The following is an 18,822-nucleotide window of genomic DNA, read 5'->3' as shown; positions in this document are numbered from 1 at the left end:
GTTTGAGTGATTTAGATTTATTAAATAATTCAAATTCAAACAAATACTTACTTCAATTTACAGCATGACAAGCGATTTTGATCCCTCTGAGCTCGCGCAAGGGCGGGCGCTCTGACCTGCAGATATCGGTGGCTTGCGGGCAGCGGGGGTGGAAGGTGCAGCCGCTGGGCGGGTTGAGCGGGTTGGGCACTTCGCCTTGCACCGGGGTGCGGGCGCGGCCGGTGTCGTGCATTTTGGGAATCGCGTCCAGCAGCATCTTGGTGTAGGGGTGCTGCGGGTTGCCAAACAGCGTGTGTTTGTCGGCCAGCTCCACCAGTCGGCCCAAATACATCACGCCCACCTGGTCGCTCACATGGCGCACCACGGCCAGGTTGTGACTGATGAACAGATACGTCAAACCGCGCTCGCGCTGCAGGTCTTTCATGATGTTGAGCACCTGCGCCTGCACGCTCACATCGAGCGCCGAGGTCGGCTCGTCGCACACCAGAAACTCGGGCGCGGTGGCCAGGGCACGGGCGATCGAGATGCGTTGACGCTGCCCGCCCGAGAACTGGTGCGGGTACTTGACCATGTCAAGCGGCGACAGGCCCACCGACTTGAGCAATTCGGCCACACGGGCTTTGAGCTCTTCGGCGTCGCTGATCAGGCCGTGCTCTTTGAGCGGCTCGCCAATGATGTTGTCCACCGTCCAGCGCGGGTTCAGGCTGGCATAGGGGTCTTGGAAAATCATCTGGATGCGCTGGCGCATGGCCTTGGCATCGTTCGATTTGAAAGCGGCGTGCGCGTCTTGACCATCGAAGGTCAGGCCGCCGCGTGTGGGCTCGTACAAGCCCACCAGCAAGCGGGCCACGGTGCTTTTGCCGCAACCGGACTCGCCCACGAGGGCGAGGGTTTTGCCGCGCTCGATCTCGAAGCTCACGCCATCCACGGCATTGAGCAGTTGACGCGGCTTGCGCTCGATCACGCGGTTGAGCCACGGGGCCGAGACGTCAAAGGTTTTGGCCAGGTCATGCGCTACGACCAAGGGCTGCGTCTTGTGTTCGCTCATGAGGCGCTCCCATCGTGCAGCCAGCAAGCGGCCATGTTGGCACCAGCCTGGACCAGGTCGGGCCGGTCTTGCCTGCAGCGGTCAAAGGCTTTGGGGCAGCGCGGGTTGAAGGCGCAGCCTTGCGGGATGGCGTTCAGGCGGGGCATGGCGCCGTCAATTTGGTTCAGGCGTTCGCGGTCACTGTCCATGTCGGGGATCGAGGCCATCAGGCCTGCGGTGTAAGGGTGGGCCGGGTGGTTGATGACCTGGTGCACAGGGCCGATTTCGGCCACGCGCCCGGCGTACAGCACAGCCACGCGGTCACAGGTTTCGGCGATCACGCCCATGTCGTGCGTGATCAGCATGACGGCAGCGCCCCGGTCTTTGCAGACCTTTTTGAGCAAGCTGATGATCTGCGCCTGGATCGACACATCCAGCGCCGTGGTCGGCTCGTCGGCCACAATCAGTTGCGGCTCAGCCGCCAGGGCCAAAGCAATCACCACGCGCTGGCGCATGCCGCCCGAAAACTGGTGCGGGTAATGGTCAATGCGCTCTTCGGCGGCCGAAATGCCGGTGTCCTTGAGCAGCTGGATGGCGCGTTGGCGTGCTTCCTGCGGCGTCACAGGCAGGTGGGCCAAGATGGTTTCGGTCAGCTGCCTGCCGATGGAGTACAGCGGGTTGAGCGAGGTCAGCGGGTCCTGAAAAATCGCCCCGATCTTGCGGCCCCGGATGTGGCGCATTTCGTCGTTGTTCAGGTGATCGATGCGCTGGCCTTCGAGCAAGATCTGCCCCCCGGCCACACGGCCCGGCGGCTCCAGCAGGCCGATGATGGCCGCGCCCGTGAGCGACTTGCCCGCGCCCGATTCGCCCACCACCCCCAGAATTTCGCCGGGGGCGATGTCGAAAGAAATATCGTCCAGCGCACGCAGCGTGCCGTGGCGGCTGGGGAATTCCACCACCAGGTTTTTGACTTGTAAAAGACTCATCGCAATCTCGGATTCAGCGCGTCGCGCAACCAGTCACCCAGCAAATTGACCGACAGGGCGATCAGCACCAACATCAGTCCCGGGAAAATCGTGATCCACCACTCGCCCGAGAACAAATAATCATTGCCCACGCGAATGAGGGTGCCCAGCGATGGCGAAGTGGGCGGTGCGCCCACACCCAAAAACGACAGCGTCGCTTCGGTGATGATGGCTGTCGCCACCTGGATGGTGGCCAGCACCATGACCGGGCCCATCACGTTGGGCAGCACATGCTTGAACATGATGCGCAAGGGCGCCACGCCCGTCACGCGGGCGGCTTGCACGTATTCCTTGTTGCGTTCCACCAGCGTGGTGCCACGCACCGTGCGGGCGTACTGCACCCAACCGGTCAAAGAGATGGACAGGATCAACACGCCAAAGGCCAGCGACTCGTGCGCGTTGGGGAACAGCGCACGCCCCACCCCCGCGATCAAGAGCGCCACCAAAATGGCCGGGAAGGACAGCATCACATCGCACAGGCGCATGAGCAAGGCGTCGAGCCAACCGCCCTTGAAACCCGCCAACAAGCCCAGGCCCACGCCGACCGCCACCGACAAGACCACAGACGCCAGGCCCACCACCAAAGAAATGCGCGAACCGTAGATCAGGGCCGACAAAATGTCGCGCCCCTGGTCGTCGGTGCCCAGCAAGAACTTGGTGGTGCCGCCCTCCATCCAGGCGGGCGGCAAGCGGGCATCGCTTAACTCCAGCGTGGTCAGGTCAAAGGGATTGGTGGGCGAGACCCACCCGGCAAAAACCGAACAAAAAAGACAGACGAAGGCGATGCCAGCTGCCACCATCGCCGTGGGCGATTGGCGAAAGCTGTAACCGACGTCGCTTTGCAGCCAACGTTTCAGGGCGTTCATGGATTACTTCACTGTGATGAATTTCCAAGCCATGCCGTTGTCCGGAAACTGCACCAGCTCGATGTTTTTCTTGGCCGCCCAGTTCAGCGCTTGCTGGTGCAAAGGCAGGTGACCCACGTCGTCCTGGTGGATCTTCATGGCTTCACGGATCATTTCGTTGCGCTTTTTCTGATCGGTTTCAGACGCCACTTTGTCCGTCAACTCGTCCACCTTGGGGTTGCTGTAAGAGCCCAGGTTGAACTGGCCGCGACCACCGTCACCGGGGGTGGACAAGATGGGGTACATCACGTTGTGCGCGTCCACCGTGCTGGCGGTCCAGCCCAGCATGTAAAAGCTGGTGTTGCGGCTCAAAATCTTGGGGAAGTAAGTGCCCTTGGTCTCGGCTTCCAGGTTGATCTTGACGCCCACCTTGGCCAAGTTGGCGGCCACGGCCTGGCAAATCTCGGCATCGTTCACATAACGGTCGTTCGGGCAATTCATCTTGACTTCGAAACCGTTGGGATAACCCGCTTCAGCCAGCAATTTCTTGGACGCTTCGACGTCAAAAGGCAAACGCTTGGCCAAGTCGGCCGGATAGCCATTGACTTGTGGGGGGTACATCAATGCCAAAGGCGTGGCAGCGCCGCGCATCACACGGCTCTTGATGGTCTCGATGTCGATGGCCTGATAGAAGGCCTTGCGCACCCGGATGTCCTTGAAGGGGTTTTTGCCCTTCACATTGGAGAACAGCAGTTCATCGCGTTTTTGGTCCATGCCCAGGAAAATGGCACGCAGCTCAGGGCCTTGCAGCACCTTGAGTTTGTCGTTGGCTTTCAGACGCTCCACGTCTTGCACGGGCACGGGCTCCATCACATCGAGTTCACCCGACATCATGGCCGCCACACGGGTGGCGTCGTTGCCAATCACGCTGAAGATGACCTCGTCCACGTTGCCGGGAATCTTGCCCCAGTAGTTGCCGTTGCGCGAGAAGGTGGTGCGCACGGTGGGCTGACGCTCACGCACACGGAAAGGACCGGTGCCGTTGGCACGGAAAGAGGCAGCATTTTCAATGCCTTTGCGGCGATCCACCGGCTTGGTGGCCTGGTTGTCCTCACACCACTTCTTGCTCATGATGGCCCAGTGCGTGATCAGCTCGGGCACGATGGGAAACGGTGCGTTGGTGATGATGTCGATGGTGTGGTCGTTGATCTTTTTGATCTCTTTGAACTGGCCCACATAGCTCTTCATGTCCGAGCCGTCGCCCTTGGCACGCTCGTAGCTGAAGATCACGTCGTCAGCAGTGAAGGGCGTGCCGTCATGGAATTTGACGCCTTTGCGCAGCTCAAATCGCCACACGGTCGGTGCGGTTTGCTTCCAGCTGGTGGCCAGCAAGGGGGCGAGTTTGAAATTAGCGTCGCGCGTCACCAAGGTTTCGTAGACGTTTTCGACCACCGAAATTTGCAAAGACTCGTTGAGCGAGTGCGGGTCCATGGACAAGGCGTCGCCTTGGTTGCCCACGCGCAAGGTCACGGCTGAGGCCGAAACCGCAGACAAGGCCAGCGCAGCGGCCAAAGTGGCCACCAGAGGATTGAGTTTGAAAGCCATGAAAGTCTCCTTGTTGAATGAATAGACTGAATCGAATGCGAGCTTCATGCCGTGCGGGGCAGCGCTTGCTCCACCAAACTGGCGTGCAAGGCCGCGCCCAAAGGCAGAATCTCGTCGTTGAAATCGTAACGGCTGTTGTGCAGCGGATGCGGACTGGGGCCGTGCGGCAGGCCTTGGCCGATGCGAATATAAGCCCCGGGTTTGGCCTGGAGCATGAAAGAAAAATCTTCGCCACCCATGCTGGGCAGCATGTTGCGCCAGACCTTGTCTTCGCCCACCAAGGCCGCCGCCACATCGCAGGCAAACTGCGCCTCAGGCACGGTGTTCACGGTGGCGGGGTAGACGCGCTCATAAGTCAATTCGGCCGATGCGCCAAAGCCCTGGGCGATGCCGGTGCACAAAGACCTTAGCCGCTCCTCGATATGGTCTTGCACGGCCTCGCTGTAAGTGCGTACGGTGCCCACCAAGGTGACTTCACCCGGGATCACGCTCATGGCCCCGGGGTGTCCACCTTGCATCGAGCAAATGCTGACCACCGCCTGATCAAAGGCCGACAGGTTGCGCGAGACCACGCTTTGCGCGGCCGTGATGATGTGCCCGGCCACCAGCACCGGGTCCACGCCCTGGTGCGGGCGTGCGCCGTGGCCGCCTTTGCCGCGAATGATGATCTCGATGCGGTCCACCGCCGCCTGCATGGGGCCGGGCGTGATGCCGATCACACCCAAAGGCGTCTCGGGGGAGTTGTGCTGGGCATAGACCTGCTCACACGGGAAGCGCTCAAACAAGCCGTCTTGCATCATGGCGCGGGCACCCGCATAGCCTTCTTCTCCGGGCTGGAAAATCAGCACGGCCGTGCCGTCAAAACGTCGGGTTTCGGCCAGGTAACGCGCCGCGCCCATCAGCATGGCGGTGTGACCGTCGTGACCACAGCCGTGCATCAAGCCGGGCGTGCCAGATTTCCAGGTGCACTCGTTGTGCTCGGTCAGCGGCAACGCGTCCATGTCGGCCCGCAGGCCGATCATGCGGCCCGGGTTGCTGGCAGTACGACCCTGGCCGTGCACCAGCGCCACCACGCCGGTTTTGCCGATGCCGGTGTGGATGCTGTCCACGCCACAGACTTTGAGCATCTCGGCCACTCGGCCCGAGGTGTAGACCTCTTCAAAGCCCAGCTCAGGGTGGGCGTGCAGGTCGCGCCTGAAGGCCGTGAGCTCAGGATGGAACTGGGCGATGCGTGCAAACGCCGCGCCCCGCCCCAGCACCGATTGCAAAGCAGCACCCACGCTCAATGGCCTCCGGGCTTGCCCACGCGCAGGCGCGGGTCAACCACAAAATAGAGCAAATCCACCACCAGATTGATGACGACAAAAATCAGCGCAATCAAGCACAAATAAGCCGCCATGACCGGAATGTCCGCAAACGTGACCGCCTGGATGAACAGCAGGCCCATGCCAGGCCACTGGAACACCGTCTCGGTGATGATGGCAAACGCGATCAAGCCGCCCAGCTGCAAACCGGTGATGGTCATCACTGGCACCAGGGTATTTTTGAGCGCATGGCCAAAGTGAATGGCGCGGCTGGACAAACCCCGTGCGCGGGCGAACTTGATGTAATCGGTGCGCAGCACCTCCAGCATCTCGGCACGCACCAGGCGCATGATCAGCGTGAGCTGAAAGATCGCCAGCGTCACGGCCGGCAGCACGATGTGGTGCCAACCCTTGGCCGTCATCAAACCGCTGGACCACCAGCCCATCTGCACCACCTCGCCCCGACCAAAGCTGGGAAACCAGCCCAGCATCACGGCAAACACCAGGATCAACAAGATGCCGATCAGGAAGGTGGGCAAAGACACCCCCAGCAGCGACACCGTCATGATCAGTTGGCTGGCCCAGGTGCCTCGGCGCAAGGCCGCGTACACACCCATCGGGATGCCAATGACCAGCGCCAGCGTGGCCGCCACCAGCGCCAGCTCCAGCGTGGCAGGCAAGCGCTCGGCAATCAGGCGGGAGACCTTGGCGCCTTGGCGCAGGCTCAGGCCAAACTCGCCTTGCACAGCGTTCAACAAAAAGTGCCAAAACTGCACAAAAAACGGTTGGTCCAGGCCCAGGCCTTGGCGCAGTTCCTTGATTTGTTCGGGTGTAGCGTCTTGCCCCAGCAAGAACACCACCGGGTCACCCACGTACTGGAACAACAAAAATGCGATGAAAGCGACCGTGACCATCACGACCACGGCCTGAATCAGGCGCTGCAAAATAAAAGCAAACATCAGTTGACCTTGATCAGTGTCCAGTCGAGGCGGTTGTCAGGGCGATGCACCACCTCCACGTTTTTCTTCATGGCCCAGGGGATGACCTGGTTGTGAAGCGGAATGTGAGAGACCGTGTCGTTGGACAACTGCAGGCCTTCGGTCAGCAAGCGGTCACGCACAGGCAAATCGGTCTCGGTTTTGACGCGGTCAACGATGTAGTCCATGCGCGGGTTGCTGTAACGGCCCACATTGTAGTTGCCGTCACCGCCCGTGCCCACCGAGCGGGTGAGCGATTGCAGGCTGTACAGCGCGTCAAAGGTCGGCACGCCCCAGCCCAGCATATAGATGCTGGCTTCGTAGCGCTGGATCATGGGGAAATACGTCACCAGCGGCAGCGTGCGCAGCTTGGCTTTCACGCCCACCTTGGCCCACATGGCGGTGATGGCCTGGCAGATTTCTTCGTCGTTGATGTAACGGTTGTTGGGGCAGGCAAAGTCCACCTCAAAGCCTTGTGGGTAACCGGCTTCGGTCAGCAGCTTTTTGGAAGCGTCCAGCGAATAGGGGAATCGGGTGTCCACGCCTTTGCTCCATCCATTGACCTGCGGGGCCACCAAGGCGCCCGTGTTTTGCGACAGGCCGCGCATGGTCACGCGGTGGATGGTGTCCATGTCAATGGCCTGGTACAGGGCTTTGCGCACCTTCACGTCCTTGAGCGGGTTCTTGCCCTTGACGTTGGAGCCGGGCAATTCATCACGGTGCTGATCCATGCCCAAGAACATGGTGCGGTTTTCAATGCCGTCCACCACCTTCAGGTTGGCATTGCTGCGCATGCGGCCCAAGTCTTGTGGGCTGGGGTCGAGCACAAAATCAATTTCGCCGGACAACAAGGCAGCGGCGCGAGTGGCTTCGTTCTTGATGGGGGTGTAGATGATTTCGGTCACGTTGGTGGGCACTTCGGACCAGCCCCACCAGTTGGGGTTCTTCACCAGCACCAGCTTTTGGTCTGGCTGCCACTCTTTGACCATGTAGGGACCGCTGCCCATGGCGTTGCGGTGGGCAAAGTTTTCATCCTTGGTCTTGGCGTCTTTGGGCTCGACCGACTTGTTCTTTTCGGCCCAGGCTTTGCTCATGATGCGCAACTCGGTCAACTGGTTGAGCAGCACCGGGTTGGGGCCGCTCAAAATGATGTCCACCGTGTTGGCGTCGACCTTGGCCACGCGGCTGATGCCTTGGGCGTAGACGTTGAAGTTGGAGGTCTTGGCGCGGGAGCGTTCCAGAGAGAACACCACATCGTCGGCCGTCAGAGGCGAGCCATCGCTGAATTTGACGCCTTTGCGCAAATTGAAGCGGTATTGCGTGGCCGACATTTCGCGCCAAGATGTGGCCAGCTTGGGCTCAACCTTGAAGGTTTTGCTGTTGTAGTACACCAGCGAGTCAAAAATGGCGGCATGCACGCCGTTGCCCAAAGCGTTGTTTTGCGAGTGGATGTCCAGGGTCGGGATGTCGCTGGCGCTCGACCATTTGAAGGGTTTGGCCTGCACAGCCGTGGTACCGCAAAGGCCCACCCATGCCAAAGATGCCACCAAGGCCGTCGTGCGAGCAGTTAAATGAAAGAAATGTTGCATTTGGTACACCTGTGTCGTTCAATGAAACGAATGATCCCCCGACTATGCAACATTTAGACCCGAATCTGGGAGAGGGAATTCCCCCAAATGGTCTGTCTCGCACAAGACTGGTGCGTCGGCGCACAAACTTTTTGGAGCACAACCAGAGGTCGCTAACATGTGGCTCCTGATTCACAGGGAAAACGATGCTACAGCTTTACATTGCCAACAAAAATTATTCGTCCTGGTCCATGCGCCCCTGGGTGCTGCTGCGCCAGGCGGGCATAGCCTTTGACGAGGTCTTTGTCCGCTTTGACAGCTTCGCGCCCGACTCGCAGTTCAAGGCCGCGCTCAAGGACGTCAACCCGGTGGGCAAGGTGCCCGTGCTGGTGCACGACGGCCTGGCCGTGTGGGACACCCTGGCGATTGCGGAATATGTGGCCGAGCAGTTTCCTGAAAAGCAGCTTTGGCCTGCGGACCGCGCCGCCCGAGCACGCGCCCGCAGCATCTGCGCCGAGATGCACAGCGGCTTTGTGGGCCTGCGCAGCGCCTGCCCCATGAACATCGAAGCGCATCTGCCTGATGTCGGCGCACTCGCCCTGCGGGACAAGCCCGCCGTGCGCGCCGATCTGGCGCGCATCTGCAGCCTGTGGAGCGGCCTGCTGCAAGAACACGGCGGCCCCATGCTCTTTGGCCCATTCACTGTGGCCGACGCCTACTTTGCCCCGGTGGTCATGCGCCTGAAAACTTATGCCCTGCCCGTGCCAGCCGATGTGGCCGCCTACATGGACCGCGTGTGCGCCCTGCCCGGCGTGAAGGCCTGGATCGACGAGGCGCTGGACGAGCAGGACTTCATCGACTTCGAAGAGCCCTTTCGGGTGTCTCGCTGAAGGAAGACGCGGCCATGCAGGTTTTTGTCGTCGGCGGTGCAGTGCGCGATGCCTTGATGGGCCTTGCCGTCAACGACCGCGACTGGGTGGTGGTGGGCAGCACACCCGAGGCCATGACCGCACAAGGCTATGTGCCGGTGGGCAAGGACTTTCCGGTGTTTTTGCACCCGCACAGCCGCGAGGAATACGCCCTGGCCCGCACCGAGCGCAAGACAGCGCGAGGCTACAAAGGCTTTGCGGTGCAGGCATCCCCCGAAGTCACGCTTGAAGAAGACTTGGCGCGGCGCGACCTGAGCATCAACGCCATGGCCTTGCCTGAAGCACTGGCTTGTGCCTTGAATGCCGTCGCCACGCCTGAATCCGGAAAAACCACCGCACATGCCCAGACACACACGACGCCTGCCTGGCTTGGCGAAGTCATCGACCCCTGGGGCGGCCTGGCTGACTTGCGCGCCAAGCGGCTGCGCCACGTCACCCCTGCCTTTGCCGAAGACCCGGTGCGCATCTTGCGCGTGGCACGTTTTGCAGCCCGCTTCACCGACTTCGAAGTTGCCCTCGACACCTTGGCGCTGATGCGCCAGATGGTCGAAGACGGCGAGGTCGACCACCTGGTGCCCGAGCGGGTCTGGCAAGAACTGGCTCGCGGGCTGATGAGCGAAAAACCCTCGCGCATGTTCGAGGTGCTGCGTGACTGCGGGGCCCTGAAGGTGCTGCTGCCCGAACTGGACCGCCTGTGGGGCGTGCCGCAGCGCCCCGAATACCACCCCGAAATCGACACGGGCGTGCACATGATGCTGGTGATGGACATGAGCGCTCGCCTGAACATGCCTCTGTCGGTACGCGTGGCCTGCCTGATGCACGACCTCGGCAAAGGCAACACCCCCGACGACGTGCTGCCCAGGCACATCGGTCATGAAGGGCGCAGCGTCAAGTTGCTGAAAAAGGTGTGCGAGCGCCTGCGCGTGCCCACCGACTGCAAGGAACTGGCCGAGGTGGTGGCACGCGAGCACGGCAACATCCACCGCAGCGCTGAGTTGGGGCCACAGGCGTTGATGCGCCTGCTGGAGCGCTGCGACGCTGTTCGCCAGGCCGAGCGTTTTGCGCAGGTCTTGCAAGCCTGCGAGTGCGATGCACGGGGTCGACTGGGCTTTGAAGATGCGGCTTACCCGCAAGCTGAACGTTTGTTGAAAGCCCAACAGGCAGCGCTATCGGTCCAGACCGCGCCCATTGCCCAAGCAGCGGCTGCGCAAGGCCTCAAGGGTCCGCAAATTGGTGAGCAGATCGCCAAAGCCCGCGTGACAGCCATTGCCCAAACCCTGAAAACTATCAACTGCTGACGATCAAACAGTCACATCCCGCCCAACCTCAAGCCTCCATCGGCTGAACTGCCCCGTCCCGTCAGATCGCTTCGCTCCTCGCAGTGACAAATCCCCGTCATTTCGTGTGAAGCGCGGCAATCCAGCAAGGGCGCATGCTTTGGCGCTGCGGTTTGGACAAGCACTGCAACTGGACTGCCGCGTCCCGCCACGTCACTTCGTTCCTCGCGGCTAAAGGCGGCTCCTCGCAGTGACAAACCCCGTCATTGCGAGCGAAGCGCGGCAATCCAGCAAGGGCGCATGCTTTGGCGCTGCGGTTTGGACAAGCGCTGCAACTGGACTACCGCGTCCCGCCACGTCACTTCGTTCCTCGCGGCTAAAGGCGGCTCCTCGCAGTGACAAATCCCCGTCATTGCGAGCTAAGCGCGGCAATCCCAGCTCCGAATTTCTTCAGTGACTGTGGCCGCAGCTGCTGCCCGCCTTGCCGGGCATGGGCGCATCGCGGTCAGTGCCCGCAGCCTGCAGGCGATCTTCGTATTGTTGCCACAGGGCCGCTTGCTGGTCGCCCAGGAAGTACAAGTACTCCCAAGTGAACAGGCCTGAATCGTGGCCGTCCGAGAACGTGGGTTTAACGGCGTAGTTGCCCACGGGCTCAATGTCGACCACCGTCACTTCGCGCTTGCCGGTTTGAAGCACTTCCTGACCGGGGCCGTGACCCTGGACCTCAGCCGACGGTGAATAGATGCGCATCAGCTCAAAGGGAATGCGAAATTGCGCCCCGTCGGAAAAACCGATTTCCAGCACCTTGGTCTGCCCATGCACGGTCAAGGACTCGGGCGTGGGGCTTGTTTTTGTCAAACCGGCCATATCTTGTTTTCCAGGTTAAACCAACACGCGCTCAATGCCACCGGCATTGGCGGCACTGACGTACTCGGGCATCCAGTTCTCGCCCAGGATGTGCCTGGCCATCTCGACCACGATGTAATCGGCTTCGAGCAGGCCGTTTTGCAGGTCGTCTTGGTAGCGGTTCAAGCCCATCAGACAGCTCGGGCAAGAGGTGAGAATTTTGATGTTTTCCTCTGCTTTGACCGCGCCCGATTGACGCAAAGCGACCTCGCCTTTGCGAATTTCTTCTTCTTTGCGAAAGCGAATCTGTGTCGAGATATCAGGGCGTGACGAGGCCAAACCACCGCTTTCACCACAGCAGCGACTGCTCTCCATCACACCATCGCCCAACAAGGCGGTGACGGTTTTCATGGGCGCTTGCAACTTCATGGGGCTGTGGCAAGGGTCGTGGTAAAGATAGGCACCTTGCGATTCGAGCTTGATGCCTTTTTCGAGCAGGTACTCGTGGATGTCCACAATGCGGCAGCCCGGGAAAATCTTGTCGAACTCGTAACCCTGCAACTGGTCGTAGCAGGTGCCGCAGCTCACAACCACAGTCTTGATATCGAGGTAATTGAGCGTGTTGGCCACTCGGTGGAACAGCACCCGGTTGTCGGTGATGATTTTTTCGGCCTTGTCAAACTGGCCCGAGCCTTTTTGCGGGTAACCGCAGCACAGATAACCTGGTGGCAACACCGTTTGCACGCCCGCATGCCACAGCATGGCCTGCGTCGCCAGACCTACTTGACTGAACAAACGCTCCGAGCCACACCCTGGAAAATAGAACACCGCCTCGGTCTCAGCACTCGTGGTTTTGGGGTCACGAATGATCGGCACGTAATCCTTGTCTTCAATGTCGAGCAAAGCTCGGGCACCCTTCTTGGGCAGGCCCCCGGGCATTTTTTTGTTGATGAAGTGAATCACCTGCTCCTTGATGGGGGGTTGACCCACTGACGCTGGAGGTGCCTTGGTTTGCTGACGGGCAAATACATTCAACACACGGTTGCCCAAGCGTTGCGCCTTGAAACTGATTTTGGTCAATGCCTGACCCAAGGCAATGGCATTCGGACTGGCTGTACCAATGAACCAAGACTGAAACTCAGCCGCTGGGCGGAAGCTCTTTTGCCCCATCTTACGCAGCAGGTTGCGCATGTTCATGGACACATCGCCAAAGTCGATGTTCACCGGGCAAGGCGTCAGGCACTTGTGGCAGACGGTGCAGTGGTCGGCCACGTCCTCAAATTCCTGCCAGTGCTTGATCGAGATGCCCCGGCGGGTTTGCTCTTCGTAGAGGAAAGCCTCGACCAACAAAGAGGTCGCCAAAATTTTGTTGCGTGGGCTGTAAAGCAAATTGGCACGCGGCACATGCGTGGCGCACACGGGTTTGCACTTGCCGCAACGCAAGCAGTCTTTCACGCTGGCCGCAATCGCGCCAATATCGGACTGCTGCATGATCAGCGACTCGTGGCCCATGAGGCCAAAGCTGGGGGTGTAGGCGTGTGTCAGGTCGGCTGCGTGCACATCGTCACCCAAGCCCGTGAGAGCCGCACCGCGCAGCAGTTTGCCTTTGTTGAAGCGCCCTTCGGGGTCTACTTTGGCTTTGTAGGCGGTGAAGTTGGCCAACTCGGCGTCGGTCAAAAACTCCAGCTTGGTGATGCCAATGCCGTGCTCGCCCGAGATCACGCCGTCCAGGCTACGCGCCAGCACCATGATGCGGGCCACCGCTTCGTGCGCGGTTTGCAGCATCTCGTAGTTGTCGCTGTTCACCGGGATGTTGGTGTGCACATTGCCGTCACCAGCGTGCATGTGAAGCGCCACCCACACACGGCCCTTGAGCACGCGTTGGTGAATGGCCGTGACTTCGGTCAGGATCGGCAGAAAAGCTGAGCCCGAGAAAATGTTCTGGAAAGCCGGGCGGATTTGCGTCTTCCAGCTGGCGCGCAAAGTGTGTTCTTGCAGCTGGGGGAAGAGGTCATCGACTTGCGTCAACCAGCCTTGCCACTGCGCCTGCACCTCGCGCACAACGGCCAAGGCTTGCGCCACGCGGTCTTCCAGCAACTCGGCCGACGGGATGTCGCTGGCGTCGTCTTGCTTGCCCAGGGGCAGGTTGCCCCGATCCAGGAAGGCTTCGATTTCGCGGCACAGCTTGAGCTTGTTGCGCAGGCTCAGCTCGATGTTGATGCGCTCAATGCCGTCGGTGTATTCGGCCATGCGCGGCAGCGGAATGACCACGTCTTCGTTGACCTTGAAGGCGTTGGTGTGGCGCGAAATGGCCGCTGTTTTCTTGCGGTCCGACCAGAACTTTTTGCGCGCTTCGGGGCTGATGGCAATGAAGCCTTCGCCGCTGCGCGAGTTGGCAATGCGCACGATCTCGGACGTGGCCTTGGCCACGTCGTCGGCATTGTCACCAGCGATGTCACCGATCAGCACCATCTTGGGGAAGCCGCCGCGCTTGCTCTTGGTGGAGTAACCCACTGCGCGCAAATAGCGGTCGTCCAAGTGCTCCAGACCCGCCATCACGGTGCCGGTGCGCTTTTGCTCGGCAAACATGAAGTCCTTGATCTCGACGATGCTGGGCACCGCCTCACGGGCATGGCCAAAAAACTCCATGCACACCGTGCGGGTGTGCGTGGGCATGCGGTGCACGACCCAGCGGGCGCTGGTGATCAGGCCGTCGCAGCCTTCTTTTTGCACACCGGGCAGGCCGCTCAAGAACTTGTCGGTCACATCCTTGCCCAGGCCTTCCTTGCGGAAGGTTTTGCCGGGAATCACCAGGGTCTCCGTGCGGATCGGGGTTTTGCCATCGGCTTTGAAATAGCGCAGCTCAAATGTCGCCACGTCTGCATCATGGATCTTGCCCATGTTGTGGTCCATGCGCACCACATCCAGCCATTCGGCGTCGGGCGTGACCATGCGCCAGCTGGCCAGGTTGTCGAGCGCAGTGCCCCAGAGCACCGCTTTTTTGCCACCCGCATTCATGGCGATGTTGCCGCCCACGCAGCTGGCTTCGGCCGAAGTTGGGTCGACTGCAAAGACAAAACCACCGCGCTCGGCCGCATCGGCCACGCGCTGGGTCACCACACCGGCTTCGGTGTAGATGGTCGGAATTTTGTGGGCAATACCGGGCAGGTCGACCATTTCGACCTCGGTCATGGCTTCGAGCTTTTCGGTGTTGATGACCGCGCTCTTCCAGGTCAAGGGAATAGCGCCGCCGGTGTAACCCGTGCCGCCGCCACGGGGAACAATGGTCAGGCCCAGGTCGATACAGCCCTTGACCAGCCCCGCCATTTCGACCTCGGAGTCCGGCGTCAGCACCACAAAGGGGTATTCCACGCGCCAGTCGGTGGCGTCGGTCACATGGCTCACGCGCGAGAGGCCATCGAACTTGATGTTGTCCTTGGCTGTGAGGCGCCCCAGGGTCTTTTGCACCTGGCTGCGCAGCTTGGTCATGCGGGTGAAGCGCTCGCTGAATTGGCTGACAGCCTGTGTGGCCAATGCCAGCAACTGGCCAACCAAGGCGTCGCGGGCGGCGTCCACACCCGGCGTGCGGCGTTTTTGGACTTCGCCCAGGCGGTGATGCAGTGCGTCCACCAACATCTTTCGGCGGCCCGGGTTGTCCAGCAGGTCGTCTTGCAAATAGGGGTTGCGCTCGACCACCCAGATGTCCCCCAACACTTCGTAGAGCATGCGGGCCGAGCGGCCGGTGCGACGCTCCTGGCGCAGCTGGTTGAGCAGATCCCAAGCTGTATCGCCCAGCAGACGAACCACGATTTCACGGTCAGAAAAGCTGGTGTAGTTGTAAGGAATCTCGCGCAGGCGCGGCGCATCGGCGTCGGCTTGCATCAATTGTTGGAGCGTGGTGGGTGCATTCATAGGGATAAGGCGCGGTCAACGGCGTGGCAAATACGCTTTCAGCCAGACACGGAAACTGGCTTGAACCCGGCTGAGGCTGAATGTTACCGCAGTGCAACAAACACGCGCCAAAGACAGGGGCACCTGTCGCCCAAGGCTCTGGGCTCATGGAAAATCCGGATTGTCACTTTTTCATCACCCATCCTTAATGAAACTGTCATTTTTCAAAGGCACATTGATCGCGTCAGGATGACCCTTGATCGGGTCTTTTGCTTGTTCAAGCTTTTTTTCAGGAACCCTCATGAAACTCAAACTCACCCTCTCAGCCCTGACTCTGGGCTTGGCCAGCCTGTCCGCCCAAGCCCAAACCGAAATCCAGTGGTGGCATTCCATGGGTGGTGCCCTGGGCGAATGGGTCAACGACCTGGCCAAGGACTTCAACGCCAGCCAAAAAGACTACAAAATCGTGCCCACCTTCAAGGGCAACTACGACGAGTCCATGACTGCAGCCATTGCTGCCTACCGCGCAGGCAACGCCCCGCACATCCTGCAAGTGTTTGAAGTGGGCACCGCCACCATGATGGCCAGCAAGGGTGCCATCGTGCCCGTGGGCAAAGTCATGACCGACGCGGGCCTCAAATTCGACCAAAATGCCTATGTGCCCGCCGTGGCCGGTTACTACACCGCCCCCAACGGCCAGATGTTGAGCTTCCCCTTCAACAGCTCCACGCCCGTCTTCCACTACAACAAGGACGCTTTCAAGGCCGCAGGTCTGGACGCAGAGAAACCCCCAACCACTTGGCCTGAGGTGGCCTTGGCAGCGGCCAAACTCAAAGCCAGCGGCCACAAGTGCCCCTTCACCACCAGCTGGATCAGCTGGACCCAGCTGGAGTCCTTCTCGGCCTGGCACAACACCGAGTTCGCCACCAAAGGCAACGGCATGCGCGGCATGGACGCGCGGCTGAGCTTCAACACCCCGCTGCATGTGCGCCACATTGACAACCTGGCCAACATGGCCAAGCAGGGCTTGTTTGTTTACAAGGGTCGCGGCAATGCGGCTGACGCCACCTTTGTCTCTGGCGAGTGCGCCATGGCCACCGGCTCCTCGGCCCTGTATGGCAGCGTGGTGCGCAACGGCAAGTTCGGCTACGGTATTGGCACCCTGCCCTACTACCCCGATGTGAACGGTGCACCCCAAAACACCGTGATCGGCGGTGCGAGCCTGTGGGTGATGAGCGGCAAAAAGGCCCCCGAATACAAAGGCGTGGCGCAGTTCTTTGCACACTTGTCCAAATCCGATGTGGCTGCAGCCAGCCACCAGCGCACTGGCTACCTGCCCGTCACCAAGGCGTCGTTCGAGTTGACCGAAAAGTCCGGCTTCTACAAAAAGAACCCCGGCACCGATGTGTCGGTCACCCAGATGATCCGCAAGACCACCGACAAGTCGCGCGGCGTGCGCCTGGGCAACTTTGTGCAAATCCGCACCATCATTGACGAGGAACTCGAAGGCGTGTGGAGCGGCAAAAAGGGCACCCAAGAAGCCTTGGACATGGCCATCAAGCGCGGCAACGAACAGCTCGAACGCTTCGAAAAAGCCAACAAGTGATGCCTTAACCGCTCTAAGGGGCGGTGGGCGCCTGAAAGAAGCAGAGGCAGTGCCTCTGCTTTTGCGCATTTTGGGGTGACACTTCAGACCCCGGCTTTGCAAAGAATTTATGGAAAAACGCGTCCGCTTCAAATCCCGCTGGCTGCCCTGGCTGCTGATTGCGCCACAGCTGAGCATCGTGCTGGTTTTCTTTTTCTGGCCTGCCGGGCAGGCTCTGTACCAAAGCGTTTTGCAAGAAGACGCCTTTGGTGCGTCCCGCGAATTTGTGGGGCTGGAGAACTTTTCCCGCTTGTGGAACGACAGCGGCTACCTGGATTCGTTCAAGACCACCGCCGTGTTTTCACTTTTGGTGGCAGTCACGGGCCTCTCGGTCTCGCTGCTGTTGGCCGTCATGGCCGACCGGGTCGGGCGCGGCGCGGGCCTTTACAAAACCCTGCTGATCTGGCCTTACGCCGTAGCCCCGGTGGTCGCGGGCGTGTTGTGGCTGTTCATGTTTGCTTCGCCCATGGGCGTAGTGGGCTACGCGCTTCGGGCCATGGGCATTGAATGGAACCACCTGCTCAACCCCAACCACGCCATGGCGCTGATCGTGATGGCGGCGGTGTGGAAGCAGATTTCCTACAACTTCCTGTTTTTTCTGGCGGGCCTGCAGTCCATCCCCAAGTCGCTGATCGAGGCAGCGGCCATTGATGGTGCCAGCCCCTGGCGGCGCTTTTGGACCATCGTGTTCCCGCTCTTGTCGCCCACCACCTTCTTTTTACTGGTCATTAACATCGTCTATGCCTTCTTTGACACCTTCGCCATCGTGGACGCCACCACCCACGGCGGACCTGGCAAGGACACGGCCATCCTGGTCTACAAGGTCTATTACGACGGATTCAAGGCGCTGGACATGGGCAGCTCGGCCGCGCAATCGGTGGTGTTGATGGTGATCGTGGTCTCGCTCACGGTCTTGCAATTCAAGTTTGTCGAAAAGAAAGTGCAGTACTGATGTTGCGCCCACCCATTCACTTCAGAGGCCGGTCATGATCGAACGACGCCCCGGCCTGCAAATCCTGCGGCATGTCATCTTGCTGCTCGGCGTGGCCATCGTGGCCTTTCCGCTGTACCTGACCTTGGTCGGCTCCACCCAAACCGCCCAGCAGATCAACCAAAGCGTGCCCATGTCGCTGGTGCCGGGCAGTCATTTTTGGGAAACCTACCGCCTGACGCTGTTTGGTGGCCCCAACTCGCAAGGCAGCCCGCTGCCCGCCATGTGGCCCATGATGCAGGTCAGCCTGATCAGCGCCCTGGGCATCGCCATTGGCAAGATCGCGATTTCGCTGCTGTCGGCCTTTGCCATCGTGTATTTCCGCTTTCCACTGCGCAACCTGGTGTTCTGGATGATTTTTGTCACCCTGATGCTGCCCGTGGAGGTGCGCATCAGCCCGACCTATGAAGTGGTGGCCGGACTGGGCATGCTCAACAGCTTTGCGGGCCTGACGGTGCCCTTGATCGCGTCTGCCACGGCTACCTTTTTGTTCCGACAGTTTTTCCTGACCATTCCCGACGAGCTGGTGGAAGCCGCCCGCATGGACGGGGCAGGGCCGATGCGATTTTTCAAGGACGTGCTGCTGCCCCTGTCGTCCACCAACATCGCGGCGCTGTTTGTGATCCAGTTCATCTATGGCTGGAACCAATACCTGTGGCCCCTGCTGGTGACCACCAACGAAGACATGTACCCGGTGGTGCTGGGCATCAAACGCCTGATTTCGGGCGAATCCTGGACCGAATGGAACGTGGTCATGGCTGCGGCCATTCTGGCCATGCTGCCCCCCGCGCTGGTCGTGGTCCTGATGCAAAAATGGTTCGTCAAAGGACTGGTTGATACTGAGAAATAAATACGCCGGGGACAGACCCATGCAAATCATTGCTCTGTCCCC

The 18,822-nt window shown here is 60.3% G+C and carries 14 protein-coding genes; 5 read left to right on the top strand and 9 right to left on the bottom strand.

All coding sequences use genetic code 11. The features are described from left to right. Positions 1-52: 52 nt before the first annotated feature. The 7 genes from H663_RS28860 to H663_RS28830 are packed head-to-tail and all read right to left on the bottom strand — an operon-like array spanning position 53 to position 8,372. A complete protein-coding gene (locus H663_RS28860) occupies positions 53-1,048 on the bottom strand; it encodes an ABC transporter ATP-binding protein (RefSeq protein ID WP_053171806.1) in 996 nt (331 codons plus the stop codon). Then, positions 1,045-2,013 (bottom strand): ABC transporter ATP-binding protein, encoded by a 969-nt coding sequence (locus tag H663_RS28855; RefSeq protein WP_053171805.1) that lies wholly within the window; start codon positions 2,011-2,013, stop codon positions 1,045-1,047. Before H663_RS28855 ends, H663_RS28860 begins: the two co-directional genes overlap by 4 nt. Continuing rightward, positions 2,010-2,918 (bottom strand): ABC transporter permease, encoded by a 909-nt coding sequence (locus H663_RS28850; RefSeq protein WP_053171803.1) that lies wholly within the window; start codon positions 2,916-2,918, stop codon positions 2,010-2,012. Before H663_RS28850 ends, H663_RS28855 begins: the two co-directional genes overlap by 4 nt. 3 nt (positions 2,919-2,921) lie before the next feature. Continuing rightward, positions 2,922-4,502 (bottom strand): ABC transporter substrate-binding protein, encoded by a 1,581-nt coding sequence (locus H663_RS28845; protein WP_053172148.1) that lies wholly within the window; start codon positions 4,500-4,502, stop codon positions 2,922-2,924. A gap of 44 nt (positions 4,503-4,546) precedes the next feature. Continuing rightward, the gene (locus H663_RS28840) at positions 4,547-5,782 is read right to left on the bottom strand and encodes a M20 aminoacylase family protein (RefSeq protein WP_116695839.1); all 1,236 of its coding nucleotides are present in this window, start codon (positions 5,780-5,782) and stop codon (positions 4,547-4,549) included. Positions 5,783-5,784: 2 nt separating this feature from the next. After that, on the bottom strand, positions 5,785-6,765 hold the full coding sequence (locus tag H663_RS28835) for an ABC transporter permease (protein WP_053171801.1): 981 nt from the start codon (positions 6,763-6,765) through the stop codon (positions 5,785-5,787). Continuing rightward, a complete protein-coding gene (locus H663_RS28830) occupies positions 6,765-8,372 on the bottom strand; it encodes an ABC transporter substrate-binding protein (RefSeq protein ID WP_053171798.1) in 1,608 nt (535 codons plus the stop codon). Before H663_RS28830 ends, H663_RS28835 begins: the two co-directional genes overlap by 1 nt. A 185-nt stretch (positions 8,373-8,557) precedes the next feature. Here H663_RS28830 and H663_RS28825 point away from each other — a divergent pair, with 185 nt between their 5' ends. Beyond that, the gene (locus H663_RS28825; RefSeq protein WP_053171796.1) at positions 8,558-9,241 is read left to right on the top strand and encodes a glutathione S-transferase family protein; all 684 of its coding nucleotides are present in this window, start codon (positions 8,558-8,560) and stop codon (positions 9,239-9,241) included. Between the two features lie 14 nt (positions 9,242-9,255). Then, entirely contained in the window at positions 9,256-10,578 is a 1,323-nt protein-coding gene (locus tag H663_RS28820) for a multifunctional CCA addition/repair protein (protein WP_053171794.1), read from the top strand. Between the two features lie 429 nt (positions 10,579-11,007). Here the strand turns inward: H663_RS28820 and H663_RS28815 are convergent, their stop codons facing one another. Together H663_RS28815 and H663_RS28810 are read right to left on the bottom strand one after the other, a co-directional pair. Continuing rightward, entirely contained in the window at positions 11,008-11,424 is a 417-nt protein-coding gene (locus H663_RS28815) for a gamma-butyrobetaine hydroxylase family protein (RefSeq protein WP_053171793.1), read from the bottom strand. A 15-nt stretch (positions 11,425-11,439) separates the two neighbouring features. Then, positions 11,440-15,315, bottom strand: coding sequence for a DUF3683 domain-containing protein (locus H663_RS28810; RefSeq protein WP_053171791.1), 3,876 nt, complete (start codon positions 15,313-15,315; stop codon positions 11,440-11,442). 280 nt (positions 15,316-15,595) lie between these two features. On the opposite strand from H663_RS28810, the gene ugpB reads away from it, so the two are divergent. The 3 genes from ugpB (at position 15,596) to ugpE (ending at position 18,780) form a co-directional block, all read left to right on the top strand. After that, the gene (gene ugpB, locus H663_RS28805; RefSeq protein ID WP_053171789.1) at positions 15,596-16,900 is read left to right on the top strand and encodes a sn-glycerol-3-phosphate ABC transporter substrate-binding protein UgpB; all 1,305 of its coding nucleotides are present in this window, start codon (positions 15,596-15,598) and stop codon (positions 16,898-16,900) included. A 109-nt stretch (positions 16,901-17,009) separates the two neighbouring features. Continuing rightward, positions 17,010-17,891 carry a sn-glycerol-3-phosphate ABC transporter permease UgpA gene (gene ugpA / locus H663_RS28800; RefSeq protein WP_053171788.1) on the top strand — a complete coding sequence of 294 codons (882 nt, stop codon included), beginning with the start codon at positions 17,010-17,012 and terminating at the stop codon, positions 17,889-17,891. Positions 17,892-17,925: 34 nt separating this feature from the next. Beyond that, positions 17,926-18,780, top strand: coding sequence for a sn-glycerol-3-phosphate ABC transporter permease UgpE (gene ugpE / locus H663_RS28795; protein ID WP_053171786.1), 855 nt, complete (start codon positions 17,926-17,928; stop codon positions 18,778-18,780). Positions 18,781-18,822 lie beyond the last annotated feature (42 nt).

This window comes from Limnohabitans planktonicus II-D5 (assembly GCF_001270065.2).
Lineage (GTDB): Bacteria > Pseudomonadota > Gammaproteobacteria > Burkholderiales > Burkholderiaceae_C > Limnohabitans_A > Limnohabitans_A planktonicus.
This window is presented reverse-complemented; position numbering and strand designations above follow the sequence as displayed.

Coding starts and splice junctions, on each gene's coding strand:
- H663_RS28860 (WP_053171806.1), bottom strand. CDS start 1,048: ATGAGCGAACACAAGACGCAGCCCTTGGTCGTAGCGCATGACCTGGCC.
- H663_RS28855 (WP_053171805.1), bottom strand. CDS start 2,013: ATGAGTCTTTTACAAGTCAAAAACCTGGTGGTGGAATTCCCCAGCCGC.
- ugpB (WP_053171789.1), top strand. CDS start 15,596: ATGAAACTCAAACTCACCCTCTCAGCCCTGACTCTGGGCTTGGCCAGC.
- H663_RS28845 (WP_053172148.1), bottom strand. CDS start 4,502: ATGGCTTTCAAACTCAATCCTCTGGTGGCCACTTTGGCCGCTGCGCTG.
- H663_RS28850 (WP_053171803.1), bottom strand. CDS start 2,918: ATGAACGCCCTGAAACGTTGGCTGCAAAGCGACGTCGGTTACAGCTTT.
- ugpA (WP_053171788.1), top strand. CDS start 17,010: ATGGAAAAACGCGTCCGCTTCAAATCCCGCTGGCTGCCCTGGCTGCTG.
- H663_RS28825 (WP_053171796.1), top strand. CDS start 8,558: ATGCTACAGCTTTACATTGCCAACAAAAATTATTCGTCCTGGTCCATG.
- H663_RS28820 (WP_053171794.1), top strand. CDS start 9,256: ATGCAGGTTTTTGTCGTCGGCGGTGCAGTGCGCGATGCCTTGATGGGC.
- H663_RS28810 (WP_053171791.1), bottom strand. CDS start 15,315: ATGAATGCACCCACCACGCTCCAACAATTGATGCAAGCCGACGCCGAT.
- H663_RS28830 (WP_053171798.1), bottom strand. CDS start 8,372: ATGCAACATTTCTTTCATTTAACTGCTCGCACGACGGCCTTGGTGGCA.
- H663_RS28835 (WP_053171801.1), bottom strand. CDS start 6,765: ATGTTTGCTTTTATTTTGCAGCGCCTGATTCAGGCCGTGGTCGTGATG.
- ugpE (WP_053171786.1), top strand. CDS start 17,926: ATGATCGAACGACGCCCCGGCCTGCAAATCCTGCGGCATGTCATCTTG.
- H663_RS28815 (WP_053171793.1), bottom strand. CDS start 11,424: ATGGCCGGTTTGACAAAAACAAGCCCCACGCCCGAGTCCTTGACCGTG.